Source organism: Martelella sp. FLE1502 (assembly GCF_053484255.1).
The window spans coordinates 58,396-77,669 of the sequence record NZ_JBAKFQ010000013.1 but is presented as its reverse complement, the minus strand read 5'-3'; the positions used below and the strand labels follow the sequence as shown (position 1 = coordinate 77,669).

Sequence of the window (19,274 nt, the reverse complement as noted above, 5' to 3'; positions counted from 1 at the left end):
CCCGATTTTTGTCTATTTCCCCGTCGCCCAGAACACTATTGCCGACCGGCATGGCGGTCAAGCGCCTGATGGGACGGAATCCGCGATGAGCGCCGCTACCAGCGCAAAAGCACCGCGCCCCAGGTGAAACCGCCGCCCATGGCTTCCAGCATTACCGTGTCGCCACGCTTGATCCGGCCATCGCCGGCGGCAGCGGCCAGCGCCAGCGGGATCGAGGCCGCCGAGGTATTGGCGTGCTGGTCGACCGTAACCACGACCTTTTCCATCGGGATGCCGAGCTTCTTGGCCGAGCCCTCAATGATGCGACGATTGGCCTGATGCGGCACCAGCCAGTCGAGTTCGTCGGCGGTGATGCCGGCCTCGTCGAAGGCGGCCTCGATCACGTCGGTGATCATGCCGACAGCATGCTTGAAGACCTCGCGGCCCTGCATGCGCAGATGGCCGATATCGCCGGTCGTCGATACGCCGCCATCGACATAGAGCTTTTCGCAATGCGCGCCATCGGAGCGCAGGCTGGCGGCGATGATGCCGCGATCGCCCGCCGCCGCGTCGTCAACGGCTTCAAGGATGATCGCGCCGGCGCCATCGCCGAACAGCACGCAGGTGGTGCGGTCGGTCCAGTCGAGAAGGCGCGAGAAGGTCTCGGCGCCGATCACCAGCACCCGCTTCGCCCGCCCCGCGCGGATGAAGTTGTCCGCCGTCGTCACCGCGTAAACGAAACCCGAGCAGACCGCCTGCATGTCGAAGGCGAAGCCGTGGTTCATCCCCAGGCGATGCTGGATATTGACGGCGGTGGCCGGGAAGGTGTTGTCGGGCGTCGAGGTCGCGACCACGATGAGATCGATGTCGTCGGGCGTCAGACCGGCATTGGCAAGGGCTGCCCGCGCGGCGGCCTCGCCAAGCGACGCCGAGGTCTCGCCCTCGCCCGCGATATAGCGCTGCTTGATGCCGCTTCGCTGCTGGATCCAGGCATCCGAGGTATCGACCAACTGCCGGAGTTCATCGTTGGTCACGACGCGTCTGGGCAGGGCTTTACCAAAACCGCAAACGACTGAACGGGTCATGTTTCTTTTCCTTATTGGCAGCAGCAGGGCTGCGTTTATCCGGTATTGCCGGCCTCAGGCCGCTTCCGGACCCATCGGTGATTCGTTACGGGCGTGATACTCGTTCAGATCATGCTGAATCTTGGCCTGCAATCCGTTGTGGACCATGTCATAGGCAACGTCGATCGCCGAGGCATAGCCTTCCGCATCCGTGCCGCCATGGCTCTTGATGACGATGCCGTTCAGCCCGAGGAACACGCCGCCATTGACCTTGCGCGGGTCGAGCTTGTCGCGCAGCATCTGAAACGCGCCGCGGGCAAGCACATAGCCAAGCCGGGTCATCCAGGTTCGCGACATCGCAGAGCGCAGATATTCGGCGATCTGGCGGGCGGTGCCCTCCGCCGTCTTCAGCGCGATATTGCCGGTGAAACCCTCGACCACGAAAACGTCCACGGTTCCGCGCCCGAGATCATCGCCCTCGACGAAGCCGGCATATTCGAGATTGTCGATATCGGCCTCGCGCAGAAGCTTGCCGGCTTCCTTGACCTGCTCCACGCCCTTGACCTCCTCGACGCCGACATTGACGAGGCCGACCGTGGGCTTTTTGATCTCGAACAGCGCGCGGGCCATCGCCCCGCCCATCAGCGCGAAATCGAGCAATTGCTTGGCATCGGCGCCGATCGTGGCGCCGATATCGAGCACGATGCTCTCGCCCCTGAGCGTCGGCCAGATGCCGGCGATTGCCGGGCGGTCGATCGCCGGCATGGTTTTCAGACAGAACATCGCCATCGCCATCAGCGCGCCGGTATTGCCGGCGGAGACGGCGGCATCGGACCGGCCTTCCTTGACCGCGTCGATCGCGCGCCACATGCTGGAGACATTGCGACCGCGCCTGAGCGCCTGGCTCGGCTTCTCATCCATCTCGACGGTGACTTCGCAATCGATGACCTCGGCCCGCTCGGCAAGCTTCGGATAGCCTGCGAGAAGCGGTTCGATCGCGTCCTTCCTGCCGTAGAGGAGAAAGCTGATATCGGGATGCCGCATCAGCGACTGGGCAGCGCCGCCAATCGCGACTTCCGGCCCGACATCTCCCCCCATGACATCAATGGAAATTCTAATCAAACGTTCCAGGTCCCTGTTTACACTTGCATCGGCGGAGCCGGGCCAAAATACCCTTTTTGCTTCCCGAGACAACTAGCCCGGTTGAAAAACATCAGTTTCCACCGTTTGCGGCCAAGCCGACAATCAGCAAAAATCTATTCGGATTTGTTTTTCCAGTCCTTCAGCGCGGCAAAGGGAGACGGCGCGGCGTCATCATCGGAACCGTCGTCGTCCGCGAGGTCGTCGGGCAGGGCCGCACCGGGCTTGCGCGGATAGGGGTCGACCGCAAGGCCGATCGTCTCAAGCACCAATGCAGCGATATCGACCTCGCTTCCGGCGAACGGCTCCGGCTCGTCGGGTCCGTTAGGATCGACGATCAGCTCGCCTTCCTCGTTGAACTTGCGGTGAAACTGGCGAGAATTTTCCGGAAGGAAAGTGGCATCGACCTCTTCCTCGATTTTCGCTTCCAGCGGCTCGAGCGTGACCACGCAGTTCTGGGTGATCTCAGCCCTGACCGTGCCTTTGAGCCGGACGCCATCGCGCCGCCAGGGCGAAATCCTCAAATCCGCCGAAAGGCTTTCGACCGAACGGACATCGAGAAATGCCGCGGTCGCCGCGCGCTCCGCCTCATCGGCCTCGAGACGCATGTCGAAGGCTGCGGATGAGGCGCGGGCAACGGCGAACGGCCGCGAGAAGGGCAGTTTTCTGTCATCGGCGTTTTCTTCAGCCACGGGCAACCTCCGTGCTTTCCGGCACCAGGAAGCTCACCATGCCGGTTTCGACCATGACCTCGTCCATGCGCCCGAGATGATCGGCATTGGCCAGCATCCAGCGCGCGAGCTCCGCCATATCGACCGGCTCGGACTCGACCCCGTGGAAATTCTGCGAAAGCGCGATCGCGAGTTGGCCAAGATCGCGGTCCTGAAGGCAGCGCACATAGCGTTCCAGCCGGCCATAGAACATGCCGGCGAGCTTCTTCATCCGCTTCGGCACGGAATTGTCGCCGACGCCCAGTTCGCGGATGGAGTAGTCGATGTCGAGGAAGAAGGCGTCGACCACTTCCTGCGAGAGCTGTTTGCCGCTGTCGGATGACTTCGCGGTGCGCCACAGGAACAGGATCATTACCGATGACAGCATCTCGAAACGCCCCATCACCGTGTCCGGCACGTTGTAATCGGTATAAAAACACGGCTGGCGCGCCGTCGTCGTGATCACGCCATACTGGCGCTCCACCACCTGACGGTTGCCGCGTCTTCTGCTGAATAGTCCCAAGGTCGTCCCACTCTCTCTACAAAAATTCCATGGCATCGCACCCGCCCGATGCAATTGCATCCGGACCCAAGCTGGTTTATCCAGTTACCCTGGAAAACGCGAAGCTCGATGACGGGCCGACCGAAGATGGCTGAAGTCCCCATGAACCAACCATGGACAATGGTAGTTTGCGCGGGGGCTGGCCGCAACCGGGAATCGTCGCCGGCAACAGGTATTGCCTGAAGCTGGCGAAAGATGAAAACAATCAGCCGGCGGGTTCGCCCGATCGGCGCCGAGACCTGCCAGGGAGTGTATGTTGAAGACGCACGGTGTGAAATTTGATCTGAAGCCGGCCCGCCCGGCAGCCGCCGGTGCCCTTGTCGCCGTCACCCTTCTGGTTGCAGGCTGCTCGACCAGCGATGTCATCGGCAGCAAGAACGTCTATTACCAGGGCTATGTCGTCGACGAGCAGATGCTGCAGCTCGTCAAGGTCGGCTCCAGCCGCGAGCAGGTTATTCTGACGCTTGGCGAGCCCTCGACCACCGCGACCTTCGACAACGAGGTGTTCTTCTACATCTCGCAGAAGAAGGAAAAGCGCTTCACCTTCCAGAAGCCGCGTCTTGTCGACCAGGAAATTCTGGCTGTCTATTTCGATGGCAATGGCCGCGTCGAGCGCATCGGCCGCTACACGCTGCAGGACGGCAATGTCATCGACATGGCGACCGAGACGACGCCGACCGGCGGCAAGGACATCACCTTCATCCAGCAGATCCTGCAGGGCACCGGCAGCAGCGCCGCCCGCGACTTCTTCGGCGCCGGCAACAATGCCGGTGTGGTCGGGCCCTAATCCACAAACACAAATGGCAGGCCCCCGGGCCTGCCATTTCATTTGACCGGCGATTTTCGCAGGCGCTCAGTTCGTGCCCTGCATCACCCGAACAACCTTCGGCGAAAGCTTTCCACGCTGGGCGGCCTTGTAATCCTGGTAGGTCAGATCACCATTGGCCATGCCGGTTACGATGCGCGAGCACAGAAGGGGCAGAGCCTTGGACTTGGTCGTGTCGAGCACGACCGCAATCATGCGTATGTCTTCGGCGCTGAGCGCCTTCATCTCGTTGACGCACTCTTTTGAAACTTCTCTCTGCATGGCCTTGCTGCCGGCCAGCGCCGTCTGGGCCACCGCAAATTCATTTGCTTCCTGCGTCGACTGGCAGCCCGCAAGAAGGCCAAAACCGAGAGCGGCGACCAAAAGTCTTTTCATGCAATTCCTCATTTTTTCCGTGAACTCGTTCAACCCGAAAAGTTCCCCCGGCCGAAGCCGGGGGAATGAACCTTACGCCAACACCGCCAGCAGCAGCAGCGCCATGATATTGGTGATCTTGATCGCCGGGTTGACGGCGGGGCCGGCGGTGTCCTTGTAGGGATCGCCGACGGTATCGCCGGTGACCGACGCCTTGTGCGCTTCCGAGCCCTTTTCGTGGGTGACGCCGTCGGCATCGACGAAGCCGTCCTCGAAGCTCTTCTTGGCATTGTCCCAGGCACCGCCGCCAGACGTCATCGAGATCGCGACGAACAGCCCGTTGACGATCACGCCGAGCAGCGATGCCCCGAGGGCTGCAAAGGCAGAGGCCTTGGAGCCCGACATCAGCCAGACGCCGAAGAACACCACCAGCGGCGCCAGCACCGGCAGCAGCGACGGCACAATCATCTCGCGGATCGCGGCGCGGGTCAGCATGTCCACGGCCCGGCCGTAATCCGGCTTCTCCGTGCCGCCCATGATGCCCGGCTTGTCGCGGAACTGCTGGCGCACCTCGGCCACCACCGCGCTTGCCGCCCGCCCCACGGCCGTCATCGCGATGCCGCCGAAGAGGTAGGGGATCAGCCCGCCGAAGATCAGGCCGGCGACCACATAGGGGTTGGAGAGCGAAAACGAGATATCGCCCATATCCGCATAGAACGGATATTGATCGCCATTGGCGGCGAAGAAGGCCAGATCGTTGGAATAGGCCGCAAACAGCACCAGCGCGCCGAGACCGGCTGACCCGATCGCATAACCCTTGGTGACCGCCTTGGTGGTATTGCCGACGGCATCGAGCGCGTCGGTGGATTTGCGCACTTCCGGCGGAAGCCCGGACATTTCCGCGATGCCGCCGGCGTTGTCCGTGACCGGGCCGAAAGCGTCGAGCGCGACGATCATGCCGGCAAGGCCGAGCATGGCGGTGACCGCGATGCCGGTGCCGAACAGGCCGGCAAGCTGATAGGTGACGATGATGCCGCCGCATATCACCAGCGCCGGCAGCGCGGTCGCCTCAAGCGAAACCGCAAGCCCCTGAATGACATTGGTGCCGTGGCCGGAAACCGAGGCCTGGGCGATCGAGGTCACAGGGCGCTTGCCCGTGCCGGTATAATATTCGGTGATCACCACGATCAGCGCGGTGACGATCAGGCCGACAATGCCGCAGATGAACAGCGCCAGACCGGTGATGTTGCGGCCGGCGACCTCTCCGATCGAGCCGAAGCCGATGGTCGCCCAGGTGGCAAGGCCGATGCCGACGATCGACAGCAGGCCGGTCACGATAAGGCCGCGATAGAGCGCGCCCATGATCGAGCCATTGGTGCCGAGCTTGACGAAGAAGGTGCCGACAATCGATGTCAGGATGCAGACGCCGCAGATCGCGAGCGGCAGCAGCATGACATCGGCAAGCACCGCCGCACCGCCGAAGAAGATCGCGCCGAGCACCATGGTCGCGACCACCGACACGGCATAGGTCTCGAACAGGTCGGCCGCCATGCCGGCGCAGTCGCCGACATTGTCGCCGACATTATCGGCGATGGTCGCGGGGTTGCGCGGGTCGTCCTCCGGAATGCCGGCCTCGACCTTGCCGACCAGATCGCCGCCGACATCGGCGCCCTTGGTGAAGATGCCGCCGCCGAGACGCGCGAACACGGAAATCAACGATGCGCCGAAGCCGAGCGCGACCAGTGCGTCGATGACATGACGGTCATCGGGGGCGTGGCCGAGAATGACGGTGAGAATGTAGTAATAGACGGAGACGCCGAGCAGCGCGAGACCGGCCACCAGCATGCCGGTGATCGCGCCGGACTTGAAGGCGATATCGAGGCCGGATGCCAGGCTATAGGACGCCGCCTGGGCGGTGCGCACATTGGCGCGCACGGAGACATGCATGCCGATGAAGCCGGCCGCGCCCGAAAGCACCGCGCCGATGACGAAGCCGATTGCCGCCGTCAGCGAAAGCAGCAGCCAGGCCAGAATGAAGACGACGACGCCGACAATGGCGATCGTGGTATATTGGCGCGTCAGATAGGCCTGCGCCCCTTCCCGGATATAGCCCGCGATTTCCTTCATGCGCGGGGTTCCCTGATCGGCGACCATGACCGAGCGGATCGCCCAAAGGGCGTATACGATCGACAAAAGGCCGCAGACAATCACGGCAAGCAGTATCGTCATTTCGCTTTCCTTCCCTCTACGGCCGGCGCAAAAGCGCAGGACGGCCGAATTGACCTCACGGCGAAACTCGCCCTGTCGGAAGGTTTCCCACCTGCCGGCTGGTCCGAAACCGCCGTATAGCGCTGCCGGGACGTCCTGTTCCTCCCGCGTCCCGCAGCCAAAGGGAGAGTGATGGGCCGGGCGCGAAGCGTCAAGTGCCCTTCGCGCACTTTAGACGATAGACATGGCGGGCTGTGTGGGGCCTAAAGCTTTTCCTCAACCCGGGGCCAGCGGGCGCGGGCCAGCACCCACAGGCCAATCATGTTCAGCGGCGTGAACACCGAAAGGAGCGCCCACCACGGCGAATAGCCCATGCGCTTGAGGATGATCGTGACCGGCCAGATGTAACCAACCGCCAGAACCGCGAGAACCAACAAATGCCAGATACTCATGAAATCGCTCCTGTTCCGCCTGTCAGACGTCCATCCCGCCCATGCGGCAGACTTCCAGCCACTCGTCTTCCTTCACCGGCTGCACGGAGAGCCGCATGGAGGTGACGAGCGACATGTCGGCGAGCTTTGGATTGGCCTTCACATCCTTCAGCGTCACCGGCTTGGGCATGTCCTCGACCGCGCGGATATCGACGCATTCCCAGCGCGGGTCATCGGTCGTGCTGTCTGGATGGGCGAGCGCGCAGACCTCGCAGATGCCGACGACTTCCAGCCCCTCATTGGAGTGGTAGAAGAAGCCCTTGTCGCCGATTTCCATCGCCCGCATGTTGTTGCGCGCCTGATAATTGCGCACGCCGTCCCACTCTTCCCCGGCCTCGCCCTTGTCCTTCAGCATCTGCCAGGAGAATTTGAACGGCTCGGATTTGAACAGCCAATAGGCCATGCCTCATGCCTCCGGATTGTTGTAGAGCCACTTGTAGGGCTTGACCTCGACCTTATCGAACAGGCCGGCCTTGCCATAAGGGTCCTCGGCCGCGATCGCTTCCGCGTCCGCCTGGGTGTCGGCTTCGATGAGCAGCATCGAGCCGCAGGGCTTGTCGTCGCCGTCAAGAAACGGACCGGCGATCTTCAGCGTGCCGGCCGCGTTGAGCCCATCGAGCCATTCGAGATGGCGCGGGCGGTTTTCCATACGGATATGGAGGTGATCGGGCTTGTCCTTGCACAAGACGGCGTAGAGCATGGTCTTCTCCTTCATTCGGTCGTGATCGGCCGGCTCATCAGTTCCTCGAGCGCCTGCGGAATGCCGAGCTTGCCCTCGAGCACGCGGGCAACGGCGCTTGAGATAGGCATCTCCACGCCATGGCTCGCGGCAAGTTCGCTGGCGACGGAGGCGCTGTAGACGCCCTCGACCAGCGCCGCATTGACGCTCTCGAAATTACCTTCGGCCAGCGCCACCCCATAGCGGAAATTGCGCGACTGGCGCGAGGTGCCGGTCAGCACCAGGTCGCCGAGGCCGGAAAGCCCGCGCACGGTTTCCGGTTCGCCGCCCATGGCAACCGCCAGCCGCGACATCTCCGCAAGGCCGCGCGAAATCAGCGCGGCGCGGGCGGATTCGCCGAGATCCGCGCCCTCGACAATGCCGCAGGCGATCGCCAGCACATTTTTGAGCGCCCCGCCGATCTGCACGCCGACGGGATCGCTCGAGGCATAGAGCCGGAATGTGCGCCCGGAAAGAATGGTCGCGGTCTCCTTGGCGCGCTCCCCGTTTGCGAAGGCGAGCACCATGGCGATCGGCTTGCCGGCGGCGAGATCGACGGCGAAGCCGGGACCGGACAGCGCGCCGGCAGGATGGTTCGGGAGCGTCTCGTTCATGACCTCAGTGATCAGCCGGCCACTGGCGCGGTCGATGCCCTTGGCGGCCGAAACGATCACGGCATCGGGATTGAGATAGGGGCCGTAATAGAGCGCCGCAGCGCGCTGGGCCTGCGCCGGCATTGCCAGCACCACGATATCGGCCGTCTCAAGCACCGAGGGATCGATCGTGAACGACAGTGCGGCCGGAAGGGCAATGCCGGGAAGCGCTGCCTGATGCCGTCGGGTCGTTTTCAGTATCCCGATCAACCCGGCATCCCGGCCGAGCAGGGTGACGGCGTCCTCGCCCTCATGGGCAAAGACAGCGGCAAGCGCGGTGCCGAATGCACCGGAGCCGATGACGACTGTGTTCCTGGTCATGCCTTGACCCCTCTTCTGCCGCTGCCGATCAGCGCCGCAGCATTGCCGTCGAGCGGAAAGCGCGAGCGCACCGAAATTTCCATGTCGTCCGGATGAAATCCGGCGCGCCGGCGCTCCAGCCCCGCCCAGGCGATCATCACCGCATTGTCCGTGCAGAGCCGCAAGGGGGGCGCGACGAAAGTAAAACCCTCCCGCGCGCAAAGCCCGGTCAGCATGGCACGGATCGCGCCATTGGCGGCCACGCCGCCCGCCACCACCAGCGCGGACTGATTATCGTCGGCGAGACCTTCCGCCCTGAATCGCCGAAGCGCGCGGGCAATCCTGTCCTCCAGCGTATCGGTGACGGCAAGCTGGAAGGCGGCGCAGATATCGGCGATATCCTGCCCGCTCACCGGCGCCAGTCCCTGCGCCGCTTGACGCACCGCCGTCTTGAGCCCGGAGAAAGAAAAATCGAGCCGATCCTCGCCCTTCATCGGCCGCGGTAGTCTGATCCGCTTCGGATCGCCCTTAGCCGCCGCGCGCTCGACCGCCGGCCCGCCCGGATAGCCGAGCCCGAGGAGCTTCGCCGTCTTGTCGAAGGCCTCGCCCAGCGCGTCGTCGATGGTGGAACCCCAACGCTCGTATTCGCCCACGCCCTTGACCAGCACGATCTGGGTATGGCCGCCCGAGACCAGCAGCATCAGGAAGGGAAAGGCGACGCCATCGGTCAGCCGCGCCGTCAGCGCATGGCCTTCGAGGTGATTGATTCCGTAAAACGGCTTTTCAGCGGCATAGGCGATCGCCTTGCCGCTCATCGCGCCGGTGATCAGCCCGCCAATCAGACCGGGACCGATTGTCGCGGCGATGCCGTCGAGATCGCCGAACCCGATCCCCGCTTCCGCAAGCGCGCCGGCGATCAGCCCGTCCATCGCCTCGACATGGGCGCGCGCTGCGATCTCCGGCACCACGCCGCCAAAGGCCGCATGTTCTTCCAACTGGCTCAGCACCAGATCGGCGATGATTTCGCCGCGACAATCCTCGTCCATCGCCACGATGGCGGCGGCGGTTTCGTCGCAGCTCGATTCGATGCCGAGAAAGAGTGTCTGTTTTTTCATCGCGATTGTTTGCGGCAGGGCGCAATCCGGTTTACGAGACACCCGGTAACAATGGTGGACGCAGGATGCAAACGAAACCTTACAGGATCGGAACGCGCGGCAGCCCGCTGGCGCTGGCGCAGGCGCATGAAACCCGCGACCGGCTGATGGCCGCCCATGACCTGCCGGAGGAGATGTTCGAGATCGTGGTGCTCTCCACCAAGGGCGACCGGATCACCGACCGCGCGCTGGCGGCGATCGGCGGCAAGGGGCTTTTCACCGAAGAGATCGAGGAACAACTGCTTTCCGGCGCGCTCGACTTCGCCGTGCATTCCTCCAAGGACATGCCGACGGCACTGCCGGAAGGGCTGACGCTTTCCACCTTCCTGCCGCGCGCCGACCCGCGCGATGCTTTCATCGGCCGCACCGTGAAAAACCTCTCCGACCTGCCGGCGGGCGCGATCGTCGGCTCTTCCTCGCTCAGACGCCAGGCGATGATTCGCCGGCTGAGGCCTGATATCGAAGTGGTGATCTTCCGCGGTTCGGTACAGACGCGGCTGCAGAAGCTCGCCGATGGCGCCGTCGACGGCACCTTCCTTGCCTATGCCGGCCTGACGCGGCTTGGCATGCAGGATGTGGCGACGGAGGTTCTCGATCCGAAGGAATTTATTCCTGCCCCGGCCCAGGGCGCAATCTGCATCGAGCAGCGGGAGACTGACGAACGGATATCGGCCCTGCTCGCCCCGATCAACGACCGCGACACCTATGACGCGGTCGCCTGCGAGCGCGGCTTTCTGGCGGCCCTCGACGGCTCCTGCCGCACGCCGATCGCGGGCCATGCCCTGCTCGATGGCGAAACGATCCGTTTCTCCGGCCTGATCCTGACGCCGGACGGGCGGCAGGCCCACGACATTGCCGTTGAAGGCACGCGCGCCGAGGCCGAGGCGCTCGGCCGCGCGGCCGGCGAGACGCTGCGCGGGCGGGCCGGCCCGCGCTTCTTCGAGGACTGGGTCTGAGGTTTGCGATGCGCGTTCTGGTAACCCGTCCGCAAAACAAGGCCGAGAAGACCGGCGCGCTGCTTGCCGCCATGGACCATCAGCCGGTTGCGATGCCGCTATTTAAGACCGTGCACCATGTGGACGACGCCAGGGAGGCAATCGCCCGCGAAAGCTGGACGGCGCTTGCGGTCACCAGCACCGAGGCCCTGCACGGGATCGAGGCGAAGCGCGACGCGCCGGACATGATCGACCGACCGTTGTTCGCCGTCGGAACCGAGACCGCCGGTAGAGCCAAGGAGGCCGGCTTTGCGCGCGTCTTCACCGGCCAGGGCAATGGCGAGCGGCTCGCCGAGGCGATCGCCGCCGAACCATCGCTGTTCGTCCGCGCCCCGCTTCTCTATCTGGCAGGCTCACCCCGCGCGCCCTATCTGGAGCGCCGGCTCGAGGCGCTGCATGTACCGTTCGTAACCGCGACCGTCTATGCCATGGAGCCGCTGAACTATGATGCGGCGGAAATCGATACCCTGGTCAAAACGGCTGACGCGGTCCTGTTTTATTCCCATATGACGGCCGCCCGCTTCTTCGCGCTCGGCGCAGGCAGGGCGCTCACGAAACGCGACGAGCCGCCGGCCCTCATCTGTCTTTCGGCCAATGTCGCGCATGCCGTGCCGGCGGAGCTGTCCGATCACGTGCGCATTGCCGACAGGACGACCGAGAAAAGCCTGCTTGCGCTGCTCGCCTGAGGGGTTTCGCCAGAAAGGCCGGGGCTGCGGGGAACAAGTCTTCAACAAAAGCCTTTTCTTAATACCACTCGGCCACTACCCTAGAACCGAGAACTGCAAAAGAGGTAGCCATGGTTTCGGATACGCCGTCTTCGAAAAACGACAAGAAAAACGACGCGACAACAGAAGACCCGGCGCCGGAAGCCCCGAACGCGCAAGCGCCCGTCCCGCCCCGCACCGATGATGCCGCCGTTGAGACCGCGATGGCCGATGTCGCCGCGGCGATCAAGCGCCATGAGGAGCATCAGGACAAGGAAGTTTCGGAGGCGGCGAGCCTCGGCGATGAAGAGCGAGCTGACGGAGAGACCGTCGACGAAAACGCAGACAGCCCACCACCGCCACCGCCGGAGCCCCCGACATCGGCCGTACCGCCACGCAAAGGCCCCGGCTTCGGCCCGGTGCTTCTGGCCGGCGTCGCCGGCGCCGTGATTGCACTCGCCGGCGCATACGCGTTGTCGTCGGCGGGCATGCTGGGCGGTAGCGTAGGCGGCAAGATCAATGACGAGATTACTTCGCTGCGTCAAGAACTCGCCACCCTCAAGGCCAATGACGGCTCGTCCGAACTGCAGTCACAGCTTGATGCCTTGAAACAGCAGGTCCAGAGCTCCAAAGGCTCGGGCGAGGACATTGCCTCTCTCAAGCAACAGGTAAACTCCATCCAGAGCACGCAGCAGAACGATGTTGGCGCGGTCAAGAACCTGCAATCAGCCTTTAACGACCTGAAATCCAGCCTGAGCTCCGACCAGCAGGCAATCCAGCAGAAGCTTTCGGCACTGGAGGCCAAGGTGAATACGCCCGGCAAGGATCTGGCCGTCGCCCGCGCCATCGCCGCCGCCGCGCTGAAATCCGCGATCGACCGGGGCGACAATTTCGCGACCGAGCTTGCGACCTATGCCGAAGTCGCGCCGGAAAATGCAGACCTCTCGAAGCTGAAGGCGCTCGCGACGAGCGGCATCCCGACCCGTGAGGAACTCGCCGCCGAGTTTTCCGACGCCGCCGACGCCATCATCGCCGCGGCCGAACCGCCGCCGCCGGAAGGCAATATCTTCAATCGTCTGGTCGACAGCGCCAAGGGCCTCGTCAGCGTGCGCCCCGTCGGCGATGTCGAGGGCGACACCGTGCCGGCGATCGTCGCACGCATCGAGAGCGCGCTGACCAAGGGCGACCTGAAGACGGCTGAGAGCGAATGGGAAGCCCTGCCCGCGGCCGCCAAACAGGCCTCGCAGAAATTCGCCGACGGGCTGAAGGCGCGGATCGAGGCGGATGATCTGGTCTCCACCACGCTATCGAGCGCGCTCGGCGCAACCGCCGGCGCGCCCGTCACGCCGTCCGGCAATTGAGGAGGTAGGATATGATCAGACTTTTGATTTTCGCGATCATCGTTCTTGCCTTCGCGCTCGGCTTTTCCTGGTTTGCCGACCGGCCCGGCGAATTGACGCTCGTCTGGCAGGGCCAGATGTTCGAAACCCCGCTGACCACCGCACTGGCGCTGCTGATCGCCCTCATCTTCGTGGTGATGATCGTGTGGTGGCTGATCAGCGCGATCTGGACCTCGCCGAAAAGCGTCACCCGCTATTTCCGCGCTCGCAAGCGCGACCGCGGCTATCAGGCGATCTCGACCGGGCTGATCGCGGTGGGCGCCGGTAATCTGGTTCAGGCGCGCAAGATGAGCACGCGCGCCCATGCGCTGCTCAGCGCCGATCAGGAGCCGCTCATCCATGTGCTCGACGCGCAGGTGGCGCTGACCGAGGGCAATTACGACAAGGCGCGGCGTCTGTTCGAGGCGATGTCGGAAGATCCGGAAACCGCCGAACTCGGCCTGCGCGGTCTCTATCTTGAGGCCAAGCGCGTCGGCGCCGACGAGGCCGCCCAGCATTTTGCCGAGCAGGCCGCCGACAAGGCGCCCTATCTCGCCTGGGCCGCCAAGGCGACGCTGGAAGCGCGCGCCCGTCAGGGCCGCTGGGACGACGCGATCCGCCTTCTGGACCAGCAGCGCTCCGCCAAAGTGACCGACAAGGACGAATCGGCGCGGCTGAAATCGGTCGTGCTGACCGCGCGCGCCGAAAGCAGGCTCGATACCGACCCGAAGGCGGCGGCCGCCGATGCGCTGCAGGCGCTGAAGCTGCGCGATGATTTCCACCCCGCCGCGATCATCGCCGCCAAGGCCTATCTGGCGCAGGGCAATCTCCGCAAATCCGCCGGCGTGCTGGAGATGGTGTGGAAGAAGGAACCGCATCCCCAGACCGGCGCGCTTTACGTGCGCGCCCGCGGCGGCGACAGCGCCGTCGACCGGCTGAAGCGCGCCGAAAAGCTGGAGGCGCTGAAGCCCAACAACTGGGTCTCGCTGATGGTCGTGGCGCGCGCCGCGCTCGACGCCCGCGAATTCGAAAAGGCCCGCGAAAAGGCCGAAGCCGCCGCGCGCATGCAGCCGCGCGAAAGCGCCTTCCTGCTGCTGGCCGATCTTGAGGAGGCCGAAACCGGCGATCAGGGCCGCGTGCGCCACTGGATGGCGCAGGCGCTCCGCTCCGAACGCGATCCGACCTGGGTCGCCGATGGGCTGGTGTCGGAATACTGGCGACCGTTCTCGCCCACGACCGGCCAGCTCGACGCCTTCTCATGGAAGGTACCCTACGGCGAAATCGCCGGCCCGATCGAGGAAGGCAGCGCCTCGCGTCTCGACGAGGCGCTGAAGAGCCTGCCGCCCGTCGGCGGAAGCCGGGCGGAACCGGAAATGCCCGCGGACGACGCTCCGATCTTCCAGGAGGACGCCAAGCCTGAAGCTGAGGCCGAGACGGCCCAAGCGCCCGAGCCTGCGGCCCCCGCCGAGGACGAAGGCAAGAAAGAGCCCCCGAAAACGGAATCCGTCCGACCGGTGATTATGGACCCGCCCTCCGGCGCATCCGCGATCAAATCGGATGAAGCGAAGGTCGCGCCGGAGGAAAAGCCGCTCGTTGTGGAGGCCCGCTCGGAAGATATTCCGCCGCAACCCGCCGAGGGCAGCGTGGAAGAGGACGATGACGCCAACGCTCCGCTGAAGCCATTCGGCGGACGCACGCCGGACGATCCGGGCATCGACGACAGCGACGACGAAACGCCCCCGCCCGCGAAAAAACGCCTGTTTTTCTGATCCGGTCCGCTCATGTGTCGTAACCGTAATTTGATTGACTGATGTTAAGTGATCTATTGGCGTAGCGGCTCGGTCGGGTCATGATGGCGCAGTGAACAAGGCGAATCTCCCAGAATGTTTGAAAAGATCAGCAGGTTTCTCCAGGACATCGGCAATGACGCTCCAAGGGGCGAGGCCCGGCCCGACGATGCCCGCGTGGCCGTTGTTGCGCTCTGTTATCAGGTGATGGAGGCCGACGGCGTCATCAGCGACAGCGAGCGCAGCAGGCTTCGGGAACTGATCGAAAACCAGTACGACCTGCACGGCGCCGGCCTGGAAGAGCTGATTTCCGCCGGCGAGGAAGCCGGCAACGAGGCGGTCGATTTCTACCGCTTCACCTCCGACGTCAAGCGCCATCTCGACGAGGACCAGCGCGTGCGCCTGATCGGGCTGTTGTGGGACATCGCCTATGCCGATGGCAGCCGCAGCGAGATGGAAGACAATGTCGTCTGGCGGATTGCCGAACTGATCGGGGTATCTAGCCGCGAGCGGGTGCTGGAGCGTCAGGCCGCGCTCAAGCGCGCGGCCATTGTCGACGATGGAGAACTGCCAGGTGACGATTGAACCGACACGACCGATCCTGGTCATCCTTCACCAGGAACGCTCGACCCCCGGCCGCGTTGGCCAGATGCTTGTCGAAAAGGGCTTCCGCCTCGATATCCGCCGCCCGGCGCTTGGCGACAAATTGCCGGAGACGCTCGCCGCCCATTCGGGCGCGGTGGTGTTCGGCGGCCCGATGAGCGCCAATGACAATGAGGACTATGTCCGTCGTGAGATCGACTGGCTCTCGGTTCCGCTGAAGGAAAACCGTCCCTATCTCGGCATCTGTCTGGGCGCCCAGATGCTGGCCCGCCAGCTCGGCGGCAAGGTCCAGAGCAACAGCGACGGCTCGGTCGAGATCGGCTGGTATCCGCTGCACGCGACCGAGCACGGCCGGCTCCTGATGAAATGGCCGTCCATGGTCTATCAGTTCCACCGCGAGGGATTTGAGCTGCCGCATGGCGCCGAGTTGCTGGCCAGCGGCGACCTCTACCCGAACCAGGCCTTCCGCTATGGCGAGAAAGCCTATGCCGTGCAGTTTCACGCCGAACTGACCCGGGCGATGATGCAGAGATGGGTGGTGCATGGCGCCAGCCGGTTCTCGCTGCCCCAGGCGCAGGCGGGCCATCTTCACCTCGAAGGCCGGATGCTGCATGACCGGGCGCTGAAGGCCTGGCTCAGCGAATTCCTCGACATCGTGTTCGAGCGCACGACGGCGCAATCGCTTCAGGGCTGATCCGATTCGCCCAGCAGGTGCTCGGGCGTCTCCAGGCTGTCGACCTTTCTCAGCTTGGTGAAGGTCATCGCCCATGCCACCGCGACCGCCAGCGACCCCACCCCGCCGAAGACGACCGCCGGCACAGCGCCGATGACATGCGCCATCGTGCCGGCGCGGAACTCGCCAAGCTCGTTTGAGGCCCCGACAAACACCATGTTGACGGCGTTGACGCGGCCGCGCAGTTCGTCCGGCGTCCACAGCGCGATCAGCGTTTCGCGGACATAGACCGAGATCATGTCGGCTCCGCCCATGACGGCGAGTGCGGCGATCGAAATCCAGGCGCTCTCGGACAGGCCGAAGACCACGGTGGAAAGGCCGAAAATCGCCACGCCGGCGAACATGTAATAGCCGGCATGGTGGCGGATCGGCACGCTGGCAAGCAGCAGCGCGACCAGCACGCCGCCGAAACCGGGCGCGGCGCGCAACAGCCCGAGGCCCCACGGGCCGAGATCCAGAATATCGCGGGCGAAGACCGGCATCAACGCCACCGCGCCCCCCAAAAGCACCACGAACAGATCGAGCGAGATTGCCCCGAGCACGACCTTTTCGGATGTGATGAAGCGGAAGCCGGCGAGAATGGTGTTGAGCGTGACCGCGCTTGTCGGGCGGCGCTGGCTCGGTTTCGGCACGGTCATCATCAACACCGTGGCGGCGGCGAACAGCGCAAGCGCGGTGGAATAGGCAAGGGTTGCGCCGCCGCCGTAAAGCAGGCCGCCCGCGACCGGGCCGACGATCGAGGCGATCTGCCAGGACGAGGAGTTCCAGGCGATCGCGTTGGCGAGATCCTTTTCGGGCACAAGGTTGGGTGCGAGCGACTGCAGTGCCGGGCCGGAAAAGGCACGTTCCGTGCCGAATACCGCCAGAAGCGCGAACACCGGCCAAGGCGAAAACAGGCCAAGCACGGTGATCGCCAGAAGGCAGGCGGCGCAGGCGGTGGCCACCGCAAAGCATATCGCGGCAATCATCCGGCGGTTGTAGCGGTCGGCGACTGTGCCGGTCACCAGCGTCAGAAGCAACGCCGGCAAAAACTGGAACAGGCCGATCAGACCGAGATAGAAGGCGTTGCCGGTCTCGTCATACATCTGCCAGCCGACGGCGACGGAAACGATCTGGACCGCGAACGTGCCGAGAAACCGCGAGAAGAAATAGAGCGAATAGCCTTTGTGGCGGAAGGCATCGAAGCGGGCGCCGGAGGGGGACAGGGTCATCTTGGATAAGCTTTCGGGAGACACAATGCGCTGAGGGCGCAACCGGCAATAAATACCGGACAAAACCCACCGCCCCTTGCTCGTTTAGAATTGAATGTCTAAATGTTTGCAAGGAAAAAACGGGAGTCCTTCATGATCGCGCTGTTCGAGACGATTTACTACGCACTTGAAATCTATAAGTGGGTGATCATCGCCAGCGCTATCTTCTCCTGGCTCTATGCCTTCAATATCATCAATGCGCACAGCCCGTTCATCAATTCGATCGGGCGCGGGCTCTACGCGGTCACCGAGCCAGTCTACCGGCCGATCCGCAATTTCCTGCCCAATCTCGGCGGCATCGACATCTCGCCGGTGATCGTGCTGTTGATCGTGTTCTTCCTGCAGCGCCTGATCCTGACCGGCGTCATGCCGCGGCTCTACTGAGCCCGCCCGCAAGGCCCGCCGCAACGCAGAGTTGGCCGCTCAGCCGGCCCTGAAATGCTTGGAAAGCTTGAGGCCCTGCGCCTGATAGTTTGAGCCGAGTCCCGCGCCATAAAGCGTCTCGGGCATTTCCAGCATGTTCTCATAGATCAGCCGGCCGACGATCTGGCCGTGTTCGAGGATGAACGGCACCTCGTGGCTGCGCACTTCCAGCACCGCCCGCGCGCCCTTGCCGCCGGCGCCCGCATGGCCGAAGCCGGGATCGAAGAAGCCGGCGTAATGCACCCGGAACTCGCCGACCAGCGGATCGAACGGTGTCATCTCGGCGGCGCAGAGCGGCGGAACGTGCACGGCCTCGCGCGAGACCAGAATATAGAACTCGTCGGGATCGAGGATCAGTTCGCCCTTGCCGCGCCCATGGATCGGCTCCCAGAAATCCAGCACGTCGTAGCCGGCCTTGCGGTCGACATCGATCACGCCGGTATGATGCTTGCCGCGATAGCCGACCAGCCCCTCACCCGCCAGATCGATCGACAGCGCGATCCCGCCGCCGGAGACATTCGGCATCTCGCTTGCCACCAGCGTTTCGCGCTCGTGCAGCGCCAGAAGGGCGGACTCGGTGAGCACGGATTGCCCCGTGCGAAAGCGGATCTGCGACAGCCGCGACCCCTGCCGGACGATGATCGGAAAGGTGCGCGGCGAGATTTCAAGATAAAGCGGGCCCTCGTAGCCGGCCGGGATGATATCGAATTCCTGCGCGTAGTCGGAGATCACCCGGGTGAAGATATCGAGGCGGCCGGTGGAGCTTTTCGGATTGGTCGAGGCCGACAGCCCGTCCTTAAGCTTCAGCGCCTCCATCAATTCCACGATATAGACGCAGCCGGTCTCCAGCACCGCGCCCTCGGTGAGGTCGATCTCGTGCAGGGAAAGGCGCGAAAGCTTGTCTTCGACCTTGTGGCCGGGGCCCGGCAGGAAGCTTGCGCGCACGCGATAGGCCTTGGCGCCGAGCCTCAGATCGAGGCTTGCCGGCTGGATCTGGTCGTGGTCGCGCGGTGCGGCTGCAATCAGATTACCGTTCTCAAAAAGGCTGGCGATCGCGCGATCGGCCAGAATTCCGGGCTTTTGTGACATGTTTTGCTCCTGTTGCGCGACAAAACCAAGCTTTCAGAATTGACGCAAGCGCTTATAGGGATTATGCCGCCTTTATACCCGTGGTGATTTGGCCGGTCGGCTTGCAGCCACGTTAAACAACTAGCTAAAAGGCCGGGTGAACCGGTCCCGCG

Annotated in this window: 21 protein-coding genes and 1 riboswitch; of the genes, 8 read left to right on the top strand and 13 right to left on the bottom strand. The window is 63.9% G+C overall.

The window, feature by feature from the left end; translation table 11 throughout:
- Positions 1 to 95: 95 nt before the first annotated feature.
- The 4 genes from V6767_RS12825 to V6767_RS12810 form a co-directional block, all read right to left on the bottom strand.
- Entirely contained in the window at positions 96 to 1,064 is a 969-nt protein-coding gene (locus V6767_RS12825; protein WP_448473852.1) for a beta-ketoacyl-ACP synthase III, read from the bottom strand.
- 54 nt (positions 1,065 to 1,118) lie between these two features.
- The gene (plsX, locus tag V6767_RS12820) at positions 1,119 to 2,165 is read right to left on the bottom strand and encodes a phosphate acyltransferase PlsX (protein WP_448427232.1); all 1,047 of its coding nucleotides are present in this window, start codon (positions 2,163 to 2,165) and stop codon (positions 1,119 to 1,121) included.
- Between the two features lie 134 nt (positions 2,166 to 2,299).
- Entirely contained in the window at positions 2,300 to 2,875 is a 576-nt protein-coding gene (locus V6767_RS12815) for a YceD family protein (protein ID WP_448473851.1), read from the bottom strand.
- Positions 2,868 to 3,452, bottom strand: coding sequence for a ubiquinol-cytochrome C chaperone family protein (locus V6767_RS12810; protein ID WP_448462788.1), 585 nt, complete (start codon positions 3,450 to 3,452; stop codon positions 2,868 to 2,870). Before V6767_RS12810 ends, V6767_RS12815 begins: the two co-directional genes overlap by 8 nt.
- A 256-nt stretch (positions 3,453 to 3,708) precedes the next feature.
- Here V6767_RS12810 and V6767_RS12805 point away from each other — a divergent pair, with 256 nt between their 5' ends.
- Positions 3,709 to 4,242, top strand: a complete 534-nt coding sequence (locus tag V6767_RS12805) for an outer membrane protein assembly factor BamE (RefSeq protein ID WP_448473850.1) — start codon at positions 3,709 to 3,711, stop codon at positions 4,240 to 4,242.
- A gap of 66 nt (positions 4,243 to 4,308) precedes the next feature.
- Here V6767_RS12805 and V6767_RS12800 read toward each other — a convergent pair whose 3' ends face one another.
- From V6767_RS12800 to tsaD, 7 genes are all read right to left on the bottom strand, one after another.
- Positions 4,309 to 4,689, bottom strand: coding sequence for a hypothetical protein (locus tag V6767_RS12800; RefSeq protein ID WP_448473849.1), 381 nt, complete (start codon positions 4,687 to 4,689; stop codon positions 4,309 to 4,311).
- Between the two features lie 39 nt (positions 4,690 to 4,728).
- Positions 4,729 to 6,864: a sodium-translocating pyrophosphatase gene (locus tag V6767_RS12795; RefSeq protein WP_448473848.1), complete on the bottom strand. Its 2,136-nt coding sequence runs from the start codon at positions 6,862 to 6,864 to the stop codon at positions 4,729 to 4,731.
- Positions 6,865 to 7,106: 242 nt separating this feature from the next.
- Positions 7,107 to 7,295 carry a hypothetical protein gene (locus V6767_RS12790; protein ID WP_448473847.1) on the bottom strand — a complete coding sequence of 63 codons (189 nt, stop codon included), beginning with the start codon at positions 7,293 to 7,295 and terminating at the stop codon, positions 7,107 to 7,109.
- A 22-nt stretch (positions 7,296 to 7,317) separates the two neighbouring features.
- Complete coding sequence (locus V6767_RS12785) at positions 7,318 to 7,737, bottom strand: EVE domain-containing protein (protein WP_448473846.1); 420 nt, start codon at positions 7,735 to 7,737, stop codon at positions 7,318 to 7,320.
- A 3-nt stretch (positions 7,738 to 7,740) separates the two neighbouring features.
- Positions 7,741 to 8,034: a YciI-like protein gene (locus V6767_RS12780; protein WP_448473845.1), complete on the bottom strand. Its 294-nt coding sequence runs from the start codon at positions 8,032 to 8,034 to the stop codon at positions 7,741 to 7,743.
- Positions 8,035 to 8,045: 11 nt separating this feature from the next.
- Positions 8,046 to 9,026: an NAD(P)H-dependent glycerol-3-phosphate dehydrogenase gene (locus V6767_RS12775; protein WP_448473844.1), complete on the bottom strand. Its 981-nt coding sequence runs from the start codon at positions 9,024 to 9,026 to the stop codon at positions 8,046 to 8,048.
- The gene (tsaD, locus tag V6767_RS12770; protein WP_448473843.1) at positions 9,023 to 10,120 is read right to left on the bottom strand and encodes a tRNA (adenosine(37)-N6)-threonylcarbamoyltransferase complex transferase subunit TsaD; all 1,098 of its coding nucleotides are present in this window, start codon (positions 10,118 to 10,120) and stop codon (positions 9,023 to 9,025) included. The genes V6767_RS12775 and tsaD overlap by 4 nt, the downstream gene beginning before the upstream one ends.
- Positions 10,121 to 10,185: 65 nt before the next feature.
- Here tsaD and hemC point away from each other — a divergent pair, with 65 nt between their 5' ends.
- The 6 genes from hemC to V6767_RS12740 all read left to right on the top strand — a co-directional run bounded on the left by hemC (position 10,186) and on the right by V6767_RS12740 (position 16,321).
- Positions 10,186 to 11,115 (top strand): hydroxymethylbilane synthase, encoded by a 930-nt coding sequence (hemC, locus tag V6767_RS12765; RefSeq protein WP_448473842.1) that lies wholly within the window; start codon positions 10,186 to 10,188, stop codon positions 11,113 to 11,115.
- A gap of 8 nt (positions 11,116 to 11,123) precedes the next feature.
- Positions 11,124 to 11,840: a uroporphyrinogen-III synthase gene (locus tag V6767_RS12760; protein ID WP_448473841.1), complete on the top strand. Its 717-nt coding sequence runs from the start codon at positions 11,124 to 11,126 to the stop codon at positions 11,838 to 11,840.
- Between the two features lie 110 nt (positions 11,841 to 11,950).
- A complete protein-coding gene (locus tag V6767_RS12755) occupies positions 11,951 to 13,219 on the top strand; it encodes a COG4223 family protein (RefSeq protein ID WP_448473840.1) in 1,269 nt (422 codons plus the stop codon).
- 11 nt (positions 13,220 to 13,230) lie between these two features.
- On the top strand, positions 13,231 to 15,006 hold the full coding sequence (locus V6767_RS12750) for a heme biosynthesis HemY N-terminal domain-containing protein (RefSeq protein ID WP_448473839.1): 1,776 nt from the start codon (positions 13,231 to 13,233) through the stop codon (positions 15,004 to 15,006).
- A gap of 114 nt (positions 15,007 to 15,120) precedes the next feature.
- On the top strand, positions 15,121 to 15,609 hold the full coding sequence (locus V6767_RS12745; protein ID WP_448473838.1) for a tellurite resistance TerB family protein: 489 nt from the start codon (positions 15,121 to 15,123) through the stop codon (positions 15,607 to 15,609).
- Complete coding sequence (locus V6767_RS12740; protein WP_448473837.1) at positions 15,599 to 16,321, top strand: glutamine amidotransferase; 723 nt, start codon at positions 15,599 to 15,601, stop codon at positions 16,319 to 16,321. The genes V6767_RS12745 and V6767_RS12740 overlap by 11 nt, the downstream gene beginning before the upstream one ends.
- Here V6767_RS12740 and V6767_RS12735 read toward each other — a convergent pair.
- Positions 16,312 to 17,571: an MFS transporter gene (locus tag V6767_RS12735; protein ID WP_448473836.1), complete on the bottom strand. Its 1,260-nt coding sequence runs from the start codon at positions 17,569 to 17,571 to the stop codon at positions 16,312 to 16,314. The two genes, V6767_RS12740 and V6767_RS12735, sit on opposite strands and share 10 nt — an antisense overlap.
- A gap of 132 nt (positions 17,572 to 17,703) precedes the next feature.
- Here V6767_RS12735 and V6767_RS12730 point away from each other — a divergent pair, with 132 nt between their 5' ends.
- Positions 17,704 to 17,994 (top strand): YggT family protein, encoded by a 291-nt coding sequence (locus tag V6767_RS12730; RefSeq protein ID WP_018062808.1) that lies wholly within the window; start codon positions 17,704 to 17,706, stop codon positions 17,992 to 17,994.
- 39 nt (positions 17,995 to 18,033) lie between these two features.
- On the opposite strand, the gene V6767_RS12725 is transcribed toward V6767_RS12730, so the two are convergent.
- The gene (locus V6767_RS12725; RefSeq protein ID WP_448473835.1) at positions 18,034 to 19,122 is read right to left on the bottom strand and encodes a 2'-deoxycytidine 5'-triphosphate deaminase; all 1,089 of its coding nucleotides are present in this window, start codon (positions 19,120 to 19,122) and stop codon (positions 18,034 to 18,036) included.
- A 70-nt stretch (positions 19,123 to 19,192) separates the two neighbouring features.
- A riboswitch (SAM riboswitch) is annotated at positions 19,193 to 19,270 on the top strand.
- Positions 19,271 to 19,274: the final 4 nt, after the last annotated feature.